This window comes from Rhodococcus sp. SJ-2, from assembly GCF_053750035.1.
In genome coordinates this window covers 1,782,376-1,799,640 of the sequence record NZ_CM132340.1, presented here as the reverse complement: position 1 = coordinate 1,799,640, position 17,265 = coordinate 1,782,376, and the positions used below count along the sequence as shown (strand labels likewise).

18 protein-coding genes and 1 pseudogene are annotated in these 17,265 nt (G+C 62.8%); 17 read left to right on the top strand and 2 right to left on the bottom strand.

Annotated features, from left to right (window positions below; translation table 11 throughout):
* Entirely contained in the window at positions 1–1,665 is a 1,665-nt protein-coding gene (locus tag ACSYG9_RS08290) for an ATP-dependent acyl-CoA ligase (RefSeq protein ID WP_454842038.1), read from the top strand.
* A gap of 185 nt (positions 1,666–1,850) precedes the next feature.
* Positions 1,851–3,362: a 2-hydroxymuconic semialdehyde dehydrogenase gene (locus ACSYG9_RS08285; RefSeq protein ID WP_454842036.1), complete on the top strand. Its 1,512-nt coding sequence runs from the start codon at positions 1,851–1,853 to the stop codon at positions 3,360–3,362.
* Here ACSYG9_RS08285 and ACSYG9_RS08280 read toward each other — a convergent pair.
* Positions 3,326–3,778, bottom strand: coding sequence for a hypothetical protein (locus tag ACSYG9_RS08280; RefSeq protein ID WP_454842035.1), 453 nt, complete (start codon positions 3,776–3,778; stop codon positions 3,326–3,328). The two genes, ACSYG9_RS08285 and ACSYG9_RS08280, sit on opposite strands and share 37 nt — an antisense overlap.
* Between ACSYG9_RS08280 and ACSYG9_RS08275 the strand changes: the two genes are divergently transcribed.
* The 5 genes from ACSYG9_RS08275 to ACSYG9_RS08255 all read left to right on the top strand — a co-directional run bounded on the left by ACSYG9_RS08275 (position 3,770) and on the right by ACSYG9_RS08255 (position 7,343).
* Positions 3,770–4,192 (top strand): hypothetical protein, encoded by a 423-nt coding sequence (locus ACSYG9_RS08275; protein WP_440126706.1) that lies wholly within the window; start codon positions 3,770–3,772, stop codon positions 4,190–4,192. The two genes, ACSYG9_RS08280 and ACSYG9_RS08275, sit on opposite strands and share 9 nt — an antisense overlap.
* On the top strand, positions 4,185–4,604 hold the full coding sequence (locus ACSYG9_RS08270) for a RidA family protein (RefSeq protein WP_440127592.1): 420 nt from the start codon (positions 4,185–4,187) through the stop codon (positions 4,602–4,604). Before ACSYG9_RS08275 ends, ACSYG9_RS08270 begins: the two co-directional genes overlap by 8 nt.
* Positions 4,605–4,606: 2 nt before the next feature.
* Positions 4,607–5,131, top strand: a complete 525-nt coding sequence (locus ACSYG9_RS08265) for a 3-hydroxyanthranilate 3,4-dioxygenase (RefSeq protein WP_054804887.1) — start codon at positions 4,607–4,609, stop codon at positions 5,129–5,131.
* Between the two features lie 2 nt (positions 5,132–5,133).
* On the top strand, positions 5,134–6,159 hold the full coding sequence (locus ACSYG9_RS08260) for an amidohydrolase family protein (protein ID WP_440126705.1): 1,026 nt from the start codon (positions 5,134–5,136) through the stop codon (positions 6,157–6,159).
* Between the two features lie 578 nt (positions 6,160–6,737).
* A complete protein-coding gene (locus ACSYG9_RS08255; protein ID WP_440126704.1) occupies positions 6,738–7,343 on the top strand; it encodes an IS110 family transposase in 606 nt (201 codons plus the stop codon).
* 112 nt (positions 7,344–7,455) lie between these two features.
* On the opposite strand, the pseudogene ACSYG9_RS08250 reads toward ACSYG9_RS08255, so the two are convergent.
* A pseudogene (locus ACSYG9_RS08250) lies at positions 7,456–8,379 on the bottom strand (transposase).
* Positions 8,380–8,966: 587 nt separating this feature from the next.
* Here ACSYG9_RS08250 and ACSYG9_RS08245 point away from each other — a divergent pair.
* The 10 genes from ACSYG9_RS08245 to ACSYG9_RS08200 are packed head-to-tail and all read left to right on the top strand — an operon-like array spanning position 8,967 to position 17,265.
* The gene (locus ACSYG9_RS08245; protein ID WP_440126703.1) at positions 8,967–9,521 is read left to right on the top strand and encodes a 3-phenylpropionate/cinnamic acid dioxygenase subunit beta; all 555 of its coding nucleotides are present in this window, start codon (positions 8,967–8,969) and stop codon (positions 9,519–9,521) included.
* A gap of 38 nt (positions 9,522–9,559) precedes the next feature.
* The gene (locus ACSYG9_RS08240; protein ID WP_440126702.1) at positions 9,560–10,969 is read left to right on the top strand and encodes a Rieske 2Fe-2S domain-containing protein; all 1,410 of its coding nucleotides are present in this window, start codon (positions 9,560–9,562) and stop codon (positions 10,967–10,969) included.
* Positions 10,966–11,604 (top strand): isochorismatase family protein, encoded by a 639-nt coding sequence (locus ACSYG9_RS08235; RefSeq protein WP_440126701.1) that lies wholly within the window; start codon positions 10,966–10,968, stop codon positions 11,602–11,604. The genes ACSYG9_RS08240 and ACSYG9_RS08235 overlap by 4 nt, the downstream gene beginning before the upstream one ends.
* Positions 11,601–12,866 carry an NADH-ubiquinone oxidoreductase-F iron-sulfur binding region domain-containing protein gene (locus ACSYG9_RS08230; RefSeq protein WP_054804879.1) on the top strand — a complete coding sequence of 422 codons (1,266 nt, stop codon included), beginning with the start codon at positions 11,601–11,603 and terminating at the stop codon, positions 12,864–12,866. Before ACSYG9_RS08235 ends, ACSYG9_RS08230 begins: the two co-directional genes overlap by 4 nt.
* Positions 12,863–13,084, top strand: a complete 222-nt coding sequence (locus tag ACSYG9_RS08225) for a ferredoxin (RefSeq protein WP_440126699.1) — start codon at positions 12,863–12,865, stop codon at positions 13,082–13,084. Before ACSYG9_RS08230 ends, ACSYG9_RS08225 begins: the two co-directional genes overlap by 4 nt.
* Positions 13,085–13,119: 35 nt before the next feature.
* Positions 13,120–13,893 carry an SDR family oxidoreductase gene (locus ACSYG9_RS08220; protein WP_440126698.1) on the top strand — a complete coding sequence of 258 codons (774 nt, stop codon included), beginning with the start codon at positions 13,120–13,122 and terminating at the stop codon, positions 13,891–13,893.
* A 36-nt stretch (positions 13,894–13,929) separates the two neighbouring features.
* The gene (locus tag ACSYG9_RS08215; RefSeq protein WP_454842032.1) at positions 13,930–14,943 is read left to right on the top strand and encodes a hypothetical protein; all 1,014 of its coding nucleotides are present in this window, start codon (positions 13,930–13,932) and stop codon (positions 14,941–14,943) included.
* A gap of 44 nt (positions 14,944–14,987) precedes the next feature.
* On the top strand, positions 14,988–16,124 hold the full coding sequence (locus tag ACSYG9_RS08210; protein WP_454842031.1) for a DODA-type extradiol aromatic ring-opening family dioxygenase: 1,137 nt from the start codon (positions 14,988–14,990) through the stop codon (positions 16,122–16,124).
* Positions 16,121–17,011, top strand: a complete 891-nt coding sequence (locus ACSYG9_RS08205; RefSeq protein ID WP_454842030.1) for a carbon-nitrogen hydrolase family protein — start codon at positions 16,121–16,123, stop codon at positions 17,009–17,011. The genes ACSYG9_RS08210 and ACSYG9_RS08205 overlap by 4 nt, the downstream gene beginning before the upstream one ends.
* Entirely contained in the window at positions 17,008–17,265 is a 258-nt protein-coding gene (locus ACSYG9_RS08200) for a hypothetical protein (RefSeq protein ID WP_054804878.1), read from the top strand. Before ACSYG9_RS08205 ends, ACSYG9_RS08200 begins: the two co-directional genes overlap by 4 nt.

The window sequence follows — 17,265 nt, the reverse complement described above, 5'->3', positions numbered from 1 at the left end:
ATGCAGAACGCCGTAGCCATCACCGCACCACTTCGCGGGCTACCGCTGACCGAATGCACGATCCCGTCGCTGTTGACACGGCAAGCCGAGCAGTACGGTCCGAAGACCCTGCTGAAAATCGGGGAGTCGACATTGTCATACGCGCAGGTCCGAGACCTCGCGGCAGGCACCGCAGAAATTCTGCAGGCAAACGGGATCAGCCACGGCGGCAAAGTCGCGATCCTGTCGGAGAACCGCCTCGAACTGCTACAGATCATTCTCGGATGCGCATGGATGGGTGCCGTTGCCGTACCACTGAACGCGGCACTGCAAGGTGCTCAACTCCACCACGCGCTCGAAGATTCGAACTCGCAGATACTGGCAGTCGAATCCGACCTGCTCTCCCGACTCGAGTCAGTAACGCCGCCCCCCGCTCTGGAACAGGTATGGTGCCTCGGCCCAGTCACCGAGCCGAGTGTCGACGGCTACGACGTGCGAACCATGCCCCCGATCACAGGATCAGTGCCGGCCGGCGATGTCGCTCCTGGTGATACTGCCGCCTTGCTGTACACATCCGGCACTACCGGGGTATCCAAGGGGGTGTGCTGCCCACACGCCCAGTTCTACTGGTGGGGCATCTCCGTCACAGAGCAGTTGGAGATCACCGAGGACGACACCTTGTTCACGGTGCTGCCCTTGTTCCACACCAATGCCCTCAACGCCTTCATACAAGCGCTTGTTGCAGGAGCAACAATGGTGGTGGGGCAAAGGTTTTCGGCAAGTCGCTTCTGGGACCAGCTGAAGGAATCGAAAGCAACCGTCACATACCTGCTCGGAGCCATGATCAACATCCTCTGGTCCCGGAATCCCGATCCGCTCGAGCGAGAACACTCCGCCCGGATCGCGCTCTCGCCCGCCACACCCGCAACACTGGCCGCCCCCTTCTGCGAACGCTTCGGCATCCAGCTGATCGACGGATTCGGCTCCACAGAAACCAATTCCGTTCTGACCTCGGCCCCGGACGCGCCGCGACCGGGGTACCTTGGTCAGACGCAACCCGACTACGAAGCGATCGTCGTAGACGAACATGACGCCCCAGTTCCTGACGGAACACCGGGCGAGCTCCTGCTGCGTTCGCGCGTTCCGTACGCGTTCGCGACCGGGTACTACGGGATGCCCGACAAGACCACAGAAGCTTGGCGCAACCTCTGGTTCCACACCGGAGACCGGGTGATACGCGATCCCGACGGATGGTTCCGCTTCGTCGACCGGATGAAGGATGTCATTCGCAGGCGGGGCGAGAACATTTCATCGTTCGAAGTCGAGCAGGTCATCGGTCTACATCCAGCAGTCGAGACAGTAGCCGCATACCCAGTACCTTCGGAAATGGCCGAGGACGAAGTCATGGTGGCGATCGTCGCCAAGGCCGGCACTGGCCTTACTCCTCAGGACATCATTGAGCACTGCCACGGACGCTTGACGAAGTTCGCCGTTCCACGATTTATCGACATTGTCGCCGATTTGCCGAAGACCGAGAACGGCAAGATTCGGAAGGTCGTTCTGCGCGAACGTGGAAGAACCCCCAGTACCTGGGATCGCGAATCCGACAACGCTGTCATGTTCGATGGGCCCTCCCTGCACGATGCTGCGGTTGACGATCAGGGCAGCCCTTCGGTGGATTTGTAGCCGGTAGCCGACTTTCGCAGCGAGGTCACACTCCGACTGTCGTCGAGGAGTGACGCTGTCTCATCTCAGCAACCAGCGGCCCGAAGGGGGCGACTCGGACTTGACGCAGAACACATCCCACAGGGCGGGCAACTCGACTACCCAAGCCCTCGGCTTATACCCATCTGTGCATAGAAGGTGATGTAATGACACTAGACGAACATGCCGTGCAGTCCTACGGTCAGAACACGTCTGTCCCGTCGAAGACGGAGATCCTCAATGTGGTCGGTGCCCAACGCGTTCCGGGTAGGCGGGTCTTCGACAAGGTCAATCCTGTCGATGGCTCGGTCAACGTCCAGGTGCACGAGGCCGACCAGAGCGTTGTCGATCAGGCAGTCAGTGCGGCCCGCGCCTCGTTGACCGGCCCCTGGGCATCGATGCCGGTCACCACGAGAGCGGAGCTACTACGTCGTATCGCGGACGTCATCGACGAGCGATTCGAAGATCTCGTGGCAGCCGAGATCGCTGACACCGGAAAACCCGAGAAACTGGTGCGTGAACTCGATGTCCCTCGCGCAGCACACAACTTCCGTGCTTTCGCGGACATCATTTCCAGCGCCGGCCTGGATTCCTTTCTCACTGACCTGTCCGACGGGAGCTCAGCGCTCAACTATGCAGTTCGGAAACCACTTGGCGTCGTGGCAGTCATTGTCCCCTGGAACCTGCCCCTTCTACTGCTGACATGGAAACTCGCACCGGCACTCGCCTGCGGCAACGCGGTGGTCGTCAAACCGTCCGAGGAAACACCCTCGACCGCGACACTGCTCGCCGAGATCATGACTCAAGCCGGCCTGCCCGATGGCGTGTACAACGTCGTCCACGGCTTCGGAGTGGACTCCGCCGGCGAGTACCTGACCACGCATCCCGACGTCGACGGCGTGACCTTCACTGGTGAATCGTCGACCGGTTCGGCCATCATGCGAGCCGTTGCACCATCGGTCCGACCCGTGTCGTTCGAACTGGGCGGTAAGAACGCAGCCCTCGTCTTCGCGGATTGCGATCTGGACAAGACAATCGACGGCCTGACCCGTTCGATCTTCCTCAACACCGGGCAGGTCTGTTTGTGCACCGAACGGGTGTACATTCAGCGGCCAATCTTCGAGACGGTCGTCGAACGCCTCACCGAACGGGCCCGGCAACTCACTCTCGGCGACCCGATGAACCCGGAAACCACCACCGGTCCCCTCATCTCCCAAGAACACCGCAAGAAGGTGCTTTCCTACTTCGATCTTGCACGCAGCGAGGGGGCCAACACGGTCGTAGGTGGGGGCATCCCACAACTCGGGCAGGACCTCGAGAGGGGAGCCTGGGTCGAGCCGACACTGTGGACCGGATTGGACAACAGCAGTCGAGTGGTCCGCGAGGAGATCTTCGGACCGGCGGCAGCACTGATCCCCTTTGACACCGAAGAAGAAGCCATCCGCATGGCAAACGACACCAAATACGGCTTGGCCGCAGCAGTATGGACGACCGATCTACAGCGCGGTCACCGGGTAGCCCAGCAAATGAAAGTGGGGATGGCATGGGTCAACACGTGGTATCTGCGCGACCTGCGCTCACCGTTCGGTGGAGTTGGACTCTCAGGAATCGGGCGTGAGGGCGGAATGCACTCGCTGCACTTCTACTCCGAGCCCACCAACGTGTGCGTGCAGTTGTGATGACCGAGTTCACTAAAGTGAGGAAAGCTGTGCACCACACCGAATTCGTGCAGATTGCTCGGAAACTCGCCGACGCAACAGACAGCGGGCAGGCCATCCCACAGGTCGCCGAGCAAGCCGACCTCGATCTGACCGACGCCTACGCTGTCCAGCACGCGGGCATTTCCCTTCGGAAAGATCGCGGCGAGAGCACAGTCGGGGTCAAACTCGGCTTCACCAGTCGAGCCAAAGCCGAACAAATGGGCGTATCCGACATCATCATCGGAACCTTGACCTCCTCCATGGGAGTATCGAACGGCGGTGAAATCGATCTCACGCGAGGCGTTCACCCCCGAATCGAGCCCGAGGTCGCATTCCTGTTCGGTCATCCCGCTGGCGGCCAGAACGATCCGGATACCACCCCAGTCGTGACTCATATTGCTCCGGCGCTCGAAGTGATAGACAGCCGATTCGAGGCCTTCAAGTTCAGCCTCGAGGACGTGGTTGCCGACAACACGTCGGCATCGGCATTCGTCATCGGCAACTGGGTGCCGGTCGAAAAGGTCGAAGGACGCCTCGATCTGAGCAAGCAACCTGTCTTCCTCTTCGAGGACGACGACGTGATCGCCGAGGGCACCACCGCTGACATCCTCGGCAATCCATGGGAAGCCATCGCCGCAGCACAGCGCATGTCGGCCACCTATGGACACGAGATCACAGCCGGCTCGATACTGCTCGCCGGCGCGGCGACGCCCGCCGCACCGATCACGGTCGGGCACTCGTACCGCGCCATGGTCTACGGGCTGGGCACCGTCTCGGTCCGGACAGGAGATGCACGCAGCCATGGTTGAGTCGAAAGTCATCGAAGGAAAAGCCACTCCTCGCGGACGCTTCCCCCACGTGAAGGTGGTCGGCAACCTGGTCTACGTTTCCGGCACCAGTAGTCGTCGACCCGACAACTCTTTCGAAGGCGTGAAAGTTGACCATCTCGGGGTGGTCGATCTCGACATTCGAACTCAAACACGCGCTGTGATCGAGAACATCTCAGACATCCTTCGCACGGTCGGAGCAGATCTGAGCAATCTTGTTCAGATCACGACGTATCTCGTCAACATGAATGACTTCGGCGGATACAACGAGGTCTACGGAAGCTACTTCGACGAAGACGGGCCGACGAGAACCACAGTCGCTGTCCATCAACTCCCGCACCCACACCTACTCATTGAGATTCAGGCTGTTGCCTGGCTTCCGACAAGGAGCTGACCATGACCGCCATACCGCCTGTCTTCGACTTCGAGCGCTGGATCAAGGAGCACGAAGACGAACTCCAGCCGCCGGTGAACAACGCGCAGATGTGGGAACCCATGGGCGACTTCATCGTCCAAGTGGTCGGCGGTCCGAACGAACGCACCGACTACCACCTCGACCCGTACGAGGAGTGGTTCTACCAGTATCGGGGCGATATGCACATCAACCTCATGACCAAGGACGGCCCACAGCGCATCGACCTCCGGGAAGGCGAGATGTGGCTGCTTCCGCGGAATCTGTACCACTCCCCGCAGCGTCCTGAGCCGGGCTCGATCGGCATCGTCATCGAGCGCATCCGAAAGGAGGGCACCCTCGAGAAGTTCAACTGGTTCTGCCCGGAGTGCAATCACCTCGTCCATGAGATCGAACTTCAGGTTCGTCACATCGTCGAGGATCTGCCGCCGGTCTTCCAGGAATTCTACGACTCGGAAGAAGCCCGCACCTGCGGCAACTGCGGTGCGCTGCATCCTGGGAAGGGGTAGACATGGGCGCGATTGATATCCATACCCACTCGGTTCCTCGCCAGTGGCCGGATCTGGGTGCTGGCAAGCCCTGGCTGCGCATCGACAGCGAGCGTGACGCGATGATCATGATCGACTCACGGGAGTTCAGACCGATCGGGGCCGAATGCTGGGACCCTGACATCCGGCTTCGCGATATGGATGCCGACAACATCGACATTCAGGTCGTGTCACCGACTCCGGTGTTCTTCAACTACGACGCATCCCCACGTGAGGGCGAGAAGATCGCACGAATCTTCAACGATCTCGCCATCGAGATGTGTGCACCGGTGGGCCCACGGCTTGTCCCGTTCTGCCAGGTCCCGCTCCAGGACACTGACGCGGCATGTCGAGAACTTGAACGTGCCGTTCAGGCAGGACATCGGGGCGTCGAAATCGGGAACCATGTCGGTGACCGAGATTTGGACGACGCAGGAATTGTGACTTTCCTGCAGCACGCGGCAGCTCTGGACGTCCCGGTGTTCGTTCATCCCTGGGACATGCCCGATTCGCCTCGACTCGACCGCTGGATGGCACGGTGGCTCACAGGCATGCCATCGGAGACTCACCTCTCGATCATTGCGATGATTCTCGGTGGCGTGTTCGACCGGATTCCACTCTCCCTGCGCATCTGTTTCGCCCATGGCGGTGGATCTTTCAGCTTCTGGCTTGGGCGTTTCGAGAACGCGTGGCATCAGCGGTCGGACCTGATTGCAAAATCCGCGCTACCACCGTCGCACTACCTCGACCGTTTCAGCGTCGACTCGGTGGTGTTTCATCCCAGCGCGCTGCGCAATTTGGTGGAAACACTCGGCAGCAGCCAGGTGATGGTCGGCTCCGACTACCCGTATCCGCTCGGCGAGCGACCAGCAGGTGAGGTTGTACGACGCTCCGACTTCCTCACGGAAGCACAAACCGCGGCCATCCTCCACGGAAACGCACGTCGCTACCTCGGTGAGGCCACTGTAGAGCTCGGCTTGAAAAAGCAAGCGCCGCCCTCACCTCGGTGAGGGCGCACGTCGTAGAAGCCCGGTCGACGGGTTCGGCGGGAGACTCCGTTCGCGTACGATTCAGCGATGCAAGGGATGACCGGAGCCCTCGATGGCATCGCTATGCCGTCGCAGTGACGCTGACAAAGCGGGGAACCGATCCAAGACCGAGGCAGCGTTGGTGGGGCGTTGTCAGGACCCCCGGCAACACCCACCACACTCGAACGGGCATATCCACCTCGTCTCAGTTCGTTGTCTGCCACGGTGTGAGACGCTGTGATCATCCGACACGTCAAGAAGGGCCGCAGACTGGGGGACGGGCTGCTCGTGATCGCCGCTACCGTCACTCCGGGATGCTCACTGAACAACCATGGTCGTACCGACTGCCTTTTGAAAGGGTGGTGGGTGCTGAACCCGGTAGCCGCTGGGCCACTGCTGTGGATGCTCGCCCTTCGAGGGCCAATAGGAGTTCCGCAGGACCCGGCGGCCCGGCGTTGAGACTGGCGATAGGGCCATGCGCTTCGAGCGCCTTGCAGTGAGCGACCAGCACCAACGCCTTCCACCTGGTGAAGCATCCCGACGATGCGGAGAAGGTGCGTATGCAGGAACCAAGTGCGGTAGCTGGGATCGACTGGGCCGCTGAACGTCACGCGGTATGTGTCCTCGACAGCGCCGGCAAGATGATCGAGCGGTTCGACATCACACACGATAGCCAGGCGTTTCGCGCGATGGTGTCCCGGCTCCGGAAGAATGGGGTGGCCACGGTAGCGATCGAGCGCGGCGACGGGCCGGTCGTGCAGGTATTGATCGATGCCGGCCTCGCGGTGTTCGTTGTCCCGTCACGTCAGATCAAAGCCTTGCGGACCCGTTACGGCTCTGCCGGCAACAAAGATGATCGTCTCGACGCGTACGTCCTCGCGGACACGCTACGCACCGACGGGCACCGGTGGAGGCCGCTGCGGGAGGATCACCCGGAGACGGAAGGTATTGCGGGCGATGTGCCGGGCTCGCTAGGAGCTCGTAGAGATGCGTGTGCAGGTGATGAACCAGCTCCGGTGCAACCTCGAACTTGCGTTCCCTGGGGCCCTCGGGTTCGCCCTCGACTCGACAATCCTGCAAACACGAACAAACCGTGTTTCGTTGGTCGTGCGCCGGGGTCATGGACTTCGCGAACGGCAGCCGCCTCGGCGACGAGTGGGCGATGAGCGTCTACCAGCGGGCCATCGCCAAAGGCTGTCGACACCCTCATGCCATCCGGATCTTTGCACGCGCCTGGATCCGCATCATCTGGCGCTGCTGGGCAAGACGAAATCCCCTTCAGTCCGCAACTACACACCAGTCGAAAACTCTCAGCTGCTTGACATAGGGCACTTCTATATCTGTCAAGCATCCCGAGGAAACGATACGGCAGTGACGCTTACGGAAGACTTGTCTGGTCACGTAGCGTTTGAGGCACCACATGATTTCCTTGGTGTTGCAACCTTCCGCACGTCGCCGTGCGATGTAGGCGCGGGTATCCGGATCGGTCCTCACCCGGACGACCAGCGCCGGTCGCCGCCACGATTGAGCCGGTGTCGCATGGTGTTTCCAGAGGACGCCGGGATCGGGCAGGTCCCCGCGAGGGACGCGAAAGCCCCCTCGCTGCGGACACGCCCTGGGTGCGACCATGCGATGAGGATCGACGCGGCGACCACGGCACCGACGCCGGGGAGGTCGACCAGTTTCGGGGCGCAGGCCTTGACGACGGCATCGAGCTTCTTGCGGTTGTCGGCAAGCTCGGACTCGAGCGCGCAGATTTCTCCGCGCCAACCGGACCGCCTCGTGGCGACAGGTGTGCAGCACGGCGTCCTCGTCACGGCGCCGTCAAGCGCAGATCGTCGAAATTTGGCTGTGGGCCAAGGGCTTACGTGCGTCAATGCCGAGGTCGACGGTGCGGACGAGTGCAGTCAATGCATTGATCGCACGGGTGCGCTCGCAGGTCATCTGCTCCCGGGCGACCACGAGAACACGCATCGCCACACGCGGGCCATCCGCGCGGGGCGTACGGAGCCTCGCCAGGTCGATGCTCAGCACGGACCGCGCGATCCAGTCCCGAGCACGGTCGAGTCCTGCCGCACTGACGGGGAACGTCGCCGGCGCCCCTGGCGCGCCGGTGGCTGCTGTCACGACGTTCATTGTGTGGGTTGCGGCGTGTGTGTCGACACCGATGACGTGTTGGTAGTGGTCTGCGACGATGGTCATTGCGGCGGTTCTCCTTTCCAACGGGCGGACGTCGTGTTCCGGCGTCGGTCCGGAAGGAGCTTCGAGGCAGGCCTGTAATGGGCCACAACCTGGGTAAACAGGTCGGGCAGGCTTCTAATCAAGCCACCGAAGCGAGACCGGGCCAGCGTCGCCGCCGCTCGAGCGATGGACAGATCCCGGGAAGTGTACCCCCAGGCAGGGGGCAAGACGATTCACGAGTCACAGCGGATGAGGGCGACGACACCGATCCTGTCAGCCAGCCCGGGCCGGCCACTGCCAACACTTACAGACGATTCACTGCGCTCGCAGTACGCTGACCTGTGGGTCTGCTGACGTAAGTGTCCTGAGTGGTTGATCGGATATTGCGTTGGTCAATTCCACGAACCAGCGCTGCGGGTCTGTATCAGGGTTGCGTGCGTGCATGGTACGGGGTGGGCAGGCGTAGCTGTCGATACGAGAGTTGCGGGTGGCCGGTGAGAGGTCTGCGATCAGGAGCAACTCCGATTTCACAAATTGGGTCTTGCAGTAATCCAGATCACCAGTCATCCTAAGTGCATCCAAAAGTGTATCCAGTTAGGAGACGTCTGGTGACTGCTCTGAACCAGCCCGAGACAGTGACTCGACCCTTGTCCGTGTCCGACCCTCGACACGCCGAAGCAGCGGATTTCCTGCACTACGAGGCCGAGTTGCTCGATGGTCTCGCCGAGCGCACATGGCTCACCGAACTTGTCAGCCGCGACATCGTGTACCGGATTCCGGTCCGCGAAACCGTCGAACGAGCGCGCGGCCGCGGATTCCACTCGTCAACGTTCCACCTCGACGAGACATACGGGTCGCTGGATTCACGGGTCACCCGCGGGGAGACGAAGTACGCCTGGGCGGAGGACCCGCCATCGCGGGTGCGCCACTTCGTCACCAACATCCGGGTCCGACCGACCCTTGACTCGGATCCCGACCTGCTCGACGTCAGGAGCAATCTCCTGATCTACCGCACGCGTCAGGAACAGACGATTCCGCAGCTTCTCTCGGGAGAGCGCCACGACATCCTGCGCCGGGAGGACGGTCGATGGCTGCTGCTCCAGCGGCTCGTCTACCTCGATCTCACCGTCATCGGAACGCACAACTTCGCCCTCTTCTTCTGACGATTTCTCGTCCTACACGCAAATCAGGAAGTGCAGCCATGAACCCCGTGATCAACAGAGGTCAGCCTGAGACCAAGCCGGCATCGACCCTGAAGCCGACGGTCCGTGAAGTGATGGACCGCATCGACGACGGTCTGTCACGCGGCCGGATCCCCGCCGAGATATTCGGTAATCCCGACATCTATCAAGCTGAACTGCGTCGAATCTTCGGCCGTGCCTGGGTGTTCATGGCGCACGAGTCGGAGATCGAAGCGAACGGCGACTATGTCGTCCGCAAGATCGGCGAAGATTCGTTCGTCGTCACCCGCGACGAACACGGACAGATCCACGTCCTGTTCGACGCATGTCGCCACCGGGGCGTGCAAATCTGCCGATCCGACTCCGGGAACTCCTCCCACTTCCGATGCCCCTATCACGGCTGGACATACTCATCGGATGGATCCCTTGTCGGGGCACCCCTGTGGAAAAATGCACTCGGAGGCATGACGAAGGAGAACAACGGTCTCGCCAAGGCGGCCCAGGTGGAGTCCTTCCACGGCTTGATCTTCGCGACCCTCGACCCGACTGCCCCACCGCTGCGGACTTACCTCGGGGGCATGGCCTGGTACCTCGACCTCGTCTTCGGTCTGGACAAGGACGGTGTCGAAATTCTTGGCGCGCCACAACGTTTCGTCGTCGATGCCAACTGGAAATCCGGTGCGGACAACTTCTCCGGCGACGACTACCACCTCGGCACCCTGCACAAATCGGTGTGGAGCATCGGCGCCTTCCCGGTCCCGTTCAGCGAGAACATGATGGGGTACCACATTCAGGCCTCGCCGGGGCACTCGTTGTCGTTCTCCATGGCCGAGTACGCCGACGAGCCAGGACCCAACTTCTTCGGGTTTCCCGAATCGATTTCGAAGCACTTCGACAGCGTCAACATCTCACCCGAACAACTCGAGGTGGCTCGCCGATCGCGGGTGTTCGTCGGGAACGTGTTCCCCAACTTCTCGATTCTGGCCCTGCCGATGACCGAGGACGGTGCCAACCATGTACCGACCGGCATCCTCACCATCCGAACCTGGCAGCCCAAGGGGCCCGGGCAGATCGAGATCTGGAATTGGTTCGTCGGTTACAAGAACATGACACCCGAGCAGAAGGAGCGGACCTACCACGCGGCCCTCGGCACCTTCTCGCTCGGCGGGTCGTTCGAGATGGACGATACCGAACCGTGGATCACGGTGACGCGCACCGGTGGTTCGGTGGCCGGTGAACTCCTCGGATTCGAGCTGAACTACGAGATGGGCATGCCCGGAATCGGCATGGCAACACCGGTGTCCGACTGGCCTGGCCCCGGAAAGGTGTACTGGACACGCTACGAGGAAGGCGTCCAACGCAACCTGTACCAGTTCTACGCCGACATGATGCGCGCGGAGCAGGGCGAATGGCCGGAGTTCGAGTTTTGACCGCCCATGACGCCGTCCGCGACAAGTATGTGGCAGGGGGTCTGCTCGGACGACTGACACCGGGACACAACATCGGCGTGGTTGTGGTCGACCTCCAATACGGGTTCACTGAAGCCGAGTACGGTCCGGGCTTCGATCTCGACCAGGTCGTGGCGGACACGCGCACGTTGGTAGACGCGGCCCGCAGCCGGGGGATACCCGTGTGGTTCACCACCATCGCATTCCCGGCGGACGGAGACGGGAGGGGCGCCACCTGGCTCGCCAAGATGCCCGCACTCGCGGGACTGCGCGAAGGCGAGCGCAGCACCCGGATCGACGAGCGACTGGCGATGCGTTCCGATGAGAAGCTCGTCATCAAGCAGACGGCCTCCGCATTCGCACACACCGACCTCGCGCAGCAGCTCCATGCAGCCGAGGTCGACACGATCCTCGTTACCGGCGCCACCACCTCCGGCTGTATTCGCGCCACCGTCGTCGACGCCTGCGCTGCGGACATTCCCGCGTTCGTGGTCCGCGAATGCGTGGGCGATCGCGAAGCAGCACCGCACGACGCGTCTCTCTTCGACATAGAGGCGAAGTACGGCGATGTCGTCTCACTCAACGAAGCACTCGACCTTGTCAGGGGAAAGCCATGACAATCGCGATCGACAGGGCTCTGTACCGTGCCCCCTCGCTCGACACGCCCGCCCGGGTCGTCGAATCCACGCCACCGAGACTTGTGCTTCCCGGAGTCGGCAGCGGAGACTGGGGATTGCGAAACGAACGTGAACTCGGCTTCTTCGGCGAACCCGTCGATGGGCCCGCATTTCTCGCGGAGCTCGAGCGGTCGGGCTTGCGAGGACGTGGCGGCGCCGGCTTCCCCGCCCACCGTAAGTGGGCCACGGTCGCAGCGGCAGCCGGACCGAAGGTCGTCGTGGCCAACGGGCACGAAGGCGAACCGGCCTCGCTCAAGGACACGTGGTTGCTCACTCGTCGACCCCACCTCGTCCTCGACGGGTTGCTCCTGGCCGCCGCGGTGGTCGGAGCCGACGACGCCCTCGTGTACGCGTCTCATCCGGAGGCCGTGGCCGCCGTGGAACGCGCGATCGGGGAGATTCGTTCGGCAGGGCTGGTGCCCGAGAATGTGCGCCTGCGCGTGCACCTCGCGGAGGACACCTACGTTGCCGGCGAGGAATCCGCAGTCTGTCAGTCCATCAACGGTTTCCCCGCCAAACCGACGAGCAAGCCACCACGCCCCTACCAACAGGGCGTGAACGGGCTTCCGACACTGGTCAGCAATGTCGAGACTCTCGCGCACGCGGCGTGGATCCATGTGCACGGTGCCACCGAGTTCGCGTCGGTCGGTAGCGGATCATCCAAGGGCACAGCGTTGTTCACGCTCACCGGCGCGTGTTCGTCACCAGGTGTATACGAAATGTCCTTGGGGCGACCGGTACTCGACCTTGCCACCGCAGGCACGATGGCTGGGACGATGACAGGAATGCTGATCGGGGGATGGTTCGGCGGCATCCTCACCGGCGACCACAGCGCTCTGCACTGCTGCTACGATGCGGTTCGCGCCGCCGGTAGTGGCCTCGGCTGCGCCGCGGTCACCGTCCTGGGTCCCGATGACGACATCATCGAGATCGCCGGTGAACTCAGTGCCTGGTTCCGGCAGGAATCCGCGATGCAGTGCGGAATCTGTGTGAGCGGCACGAACGCGATCGCCCGCGCCTTCCGGCAGGTCCTCAGCGGCAGTCACGACCCCGCCCACCGGCATAACCTGATGCGCTGGGGAACGACGACTCCCGGACGCGGAGCATGCGGCTTCGCCGACGGGGCATTCACGCTTGCGCGTACTGCCGGAGCCGAACTCGCTCGCCGGGAAGAGAACTCGAGCAAAGGAGTGCTGCCGTGAAAGTCGAGCACAAGACCGAGGTCATGAAAGTCGCTGTCGACGCAACCAAGTGCGACGGGTACGGCATCTGTTTCGACGTGTGCCCGTCGGTTTTCCGCTCGGACGAGTGGGGCTATGCCGCTGCTGCCGGAGACGGAACAGTTCCGGAACGCGACCAGGACAAGGCGCGCCGAGCTATTTCACTATGCCCTGAGCAGGCAATCCGCGAAATTTTCTGAGTCTCCACACACCATAGTTTTCGAAGGAGTTCATCGTGTATCTCGGACTGGACAAAGGCATCGCCCTGGTCACCGCTGCATCGCGAGGTATCGGCCGCGCGACCGCCGAGCGTCTCGCGATGGAGGGGATGACCGTCGTCGTGGCGGCGCGCAGCGTCGGCACGGAACGTGAAGATCTCGGTGAAGGACACATCGTCCCCATCGAGGCCGACCTCGGTGATGCCGCGGCGACGGCCACCCTCGTCGATACTGTCGTCGAACAATATGGAAGCCTCGACGTCGCGGTGCTCAACACGCCCGGCCCACCCATCGTCTCTGCTCTGGACACGTCGTGGTCGGATTGGCAGAAAGCTCATGACCTGCTGCTGCGCCCGATCGTCCAGCTCGGGATCGCGGCAGCACGACAGATGCAAACGCAGCGTCGCGGCTCGATCGTCCTGATGTCATCCACGTGGGTACGGCAGCCGGCAGCCGGTGGCGTACTCTCCGCGTCGTACCGCTCCGCGGCATCCGCGTTCGTGAAGACGTTGTCGAGCGAAGTGGCCGGCGACGGTGTGCGAGTCAACCAGGTGATGCCCGGTGCGACGGGAACCGACCGGATGCAGGGCATCGTCGAGATGAAATCACGCAACAACGGCACCACGGTCGACGCCGAGATCGCGAAAGTGGTGCAGGACATCCCCATGGGCCGGTGGGCGGAGGCCAGCGAGATCGCGGACACCGTTGCGTTCCTGGCCTCTCCGCGGGCCGCATTCATCACCGGCACGTCCCTGTCCGTGGACGGCGGCGCAGTGCGCGCCGCGCACTGACAACCGAGCCGGATAGAACTCATACAAGGAGCAGAAATGCCGAACACCCTGACCGAGAACTTCGTCGAACAGTTCACGCTGTGCAAGGTCACAGCAGACGAAACTGTCGGCATCATCGCAGAACTCGGGCAGAAGGACGAGTACGTCGCCGCTGCGGTAGCTGCCGCCCGGCAACTCGGAGCCGGTGTGCTCGTCCTCCATGCCTCCAGCCTGTCCAACCCGAACCTCCCGCCCTACGTGGCCGACGGGCGGGAGGTCGCGCCGCTCCTGGCTGCTGCGGGCGAATGCGACTTCGTCGTCGATGTCACCGTCGGCGGGCTGATCCACTCCGACGTCCGCACCCGGATCACCGGCAACGGCAAGCGAATGCTGTTCGTCGCCGAGCCCAATGACGTACTCGAACGCTTGTCAGGCAACATCGACCTGCGCTCCGCGGTCGAAAGTGGCGGCAACCGCCTGCGCTCGGGAAGTACCCTCCGCGTCACCAATGCCGCCGGCATGGATCTCACCGCCGATATCTCGGGCGAGGACCTGCCAATCACCCACCAGTGGGGGTACGTCGACGAGCCCGGACGCTGGGACCACTGGCCCTCGGGTTTCGTCGCATGCTTCCCTCAGGACCGCACAGCGGAAGGCCGGATCGTCCTGCAACCGGGCGACGCCCTCATCCCGTGGCAGCGCTACGTCCGCGACACCGTCACCCTCGAGGTGGAGAAGGGCTTCATCAAGAGCATCTCCGGAGAGGGTGCCGACGCGCATCTCCTCAACGACTACTTCGAGGCGTGGAACGACAGTGAGGTCTGGGCGCTGAGCCACATGGGTTGGGGCTTGCTCGAACGCGCCCGATGGTCGGCGTTCGACGTCTACGATCCACGCACCCTGTACGGCCAGGAACTGCGTTCCACTGCCGGCAACTTCATGTGGTCGACCGGGTCGAATCGCTTCGCGGACCGCGAGACCCCGGCACACCTCGACATCCCGATGCGCGGCTGCACCGTCGAGATCGACGGCGTCGCGGTGGTCCGCGACGGCAAGCTTGTCACCGACTGACACATTCGACCCGAACCTGATCGATGAAGAAAGACGTGATCGACATGGACAAGAGCAGGATCGAAGCCGCCATTCTCGCGATGGCACGCGACAGCGATCTGCTGGCCGAGGTGAAAGCGGCACCGTCGCGCGCACCGGAACTGCTGGGCATCGAAGAGGAATGGGCGTCGACTATCCTCGCCGGTGATCGCGATCGGTTGCGGTCGATCGGCCTCGGCGACGGGCTGACGATTCTCGTCAGCCGCTGGTTCAACGACGACCTCGGTGACACCTCGAGTTCCGGCGGATTCGTGGTGGACGAGTCGATACCGCTGCCGACGCCGGATGTTCCGCGGAACCTGGTGTTCGCGGGCGGATGTTCCCACGTCCCGGATCTCCTGGCCCGGCCGGAAATCGATCCAGACGATGCTGTGGCGCGCTTGCTCGCCGGCTACGCGAAGCTCGCGGCAGACCTCGCCGCGGCGGACCCCGACGTCATCCTCGTTTCTGCGGACTGCCACTTCCAGAGCTTCGACACCGGCCACTTCGTGCTCGGCGTCGGTGAGGGGCACACCGGTTCGATGGAGTTCTTCAAGCGACCCGATCTGGACCTCGACCTGACCGGACATCCCGAGTTCGCACGGTCGCTCGTCGATGCGGTCCGGGCCGGCGGCCTCGAAGTGGAAGCGGCGCCACGCGTCGACCTCGACCACGGACTCGTCGTACCGCTGCGACTGCTCCTGCCCCGGCCCGATCTGCCGGTCATCCCGGTGATCACCCAGCCGGCCCGGAGCTTCTCGCCGTTCAATGCTCGACGGTTCGGTGAGGCGATGCGTGGCGCGATCGAGAGCTCCGGGCTCAAGGTTGCCTTCCTCGCCACGGGCGGACTGTCGCACTGGCTAGACCCGGGACACTTCGGCGGTGTCGACACCGAATTCGACACCTACATCCTGCAGTTGCTCCAGAGCGGTCGTGGCCTCGAGATATGTTCGCTCGAACCCTTCCCGCTGCTCGAGCACGGCCAGTACGAAATCCTGAACTGGATGATCATGCTCGGCGTTGTCGGACCGGCTGTTCGAGGCAACGTCTATGCCTACGAGCCGATGGAGGCATCCGGCGGTGGCTGGACCGTGGTCGACATGGACCTCGAGGACGCGCGCGAGCGTTCCGGCGCATTGGTTTCCGAGGTGGGTCGGTCGTGATCACATCGCCTCGAACGCTGAAAGTGGGTGTGACCCAGTGGCATCCGACCACTGACATCGGGTCGAACCTGGAGAAGGCAGCCCGTGTGATCGAGCGCGCAGCAGCCGACGGAGCCTCCGTCGTGGTGCTGCCGGAGAACGGATTGATTCTGGGCACCAACGCCGAGATGCGTGAAGCCGCGTTGAGCGTGGGCTCCACTCCGGTACTTGCACTGCGCGAGCAGGCGCGGCGCATCGGCGTCGTCATCGTGCTCGGCGGAATGAAGAACCGCACTGATGAAGGAATATTCAACTCCGCCGTAGTTATCGACGCCGAGGGCTCGGTCGTTGCGCGCTACGACAAGCTGCACCTCTTCGATGCCAACATCGACGGGCAGTCGTTCGAGGCGTCGTCGGTAGAGCAACCCGGTGACAGACTCGTCGTGGTCGAGATCGACGGGATCAGGGTGGGGCTGACAATCTGCTACGACGTCCGCTTTCCTGAACTGTTCCGTGCTCTCGCTGCGGCGGGCGCCGAGGTTCTGCTCGTTCCGGCGGCATTCACCCAGACCACGGGCGAAGCCCACTGGCATACGTTACTGCGGGCGCGGGCGATCGAGAATCACGCGTTCGTCGTCGCCCCGGCCACGGTGCATTCACCGACAACCGACTACACGGACGCTTTTGCCACCTACGGGCATGCGCTGGTGGTGGGGCCGTGGGGCGATATCCTCGCCGACCTCGGAGAATCGGCCGAGGGGGTGCAGGTCGTCGAACTCGACCTCGGTGAAGTCGAGCGTGCGCGCACGAAGCTGCCCGTCCTCTCCGGTCGGCGCGACCCGCGGGTCTACGCCGGTGAACCGGACGTCATTCGTATCCCGATCGAACAGAAGGAGCCGGCGCGATGACTGAACAGCATGGTCCACAGGATCTTCCTCGCGGTGTCGTCGATGCCGAGCCGTGGAACGGGGTCGGTAACGAGTTCACGGGTGTGCAGTTCCGGAAGGTGTCCACCCGGAACGGCGAACGCCTCGAAATCTACGTACCGAGGACGGAGGCACGGATCCTCCTGGATCCGATGGCGCTCGAGGTCCTTGCGGATCAGCAGCCGGAGTTCTTCACCGGACTCATCGCGACACGGCTCGGTTCAGCGGACCATTGA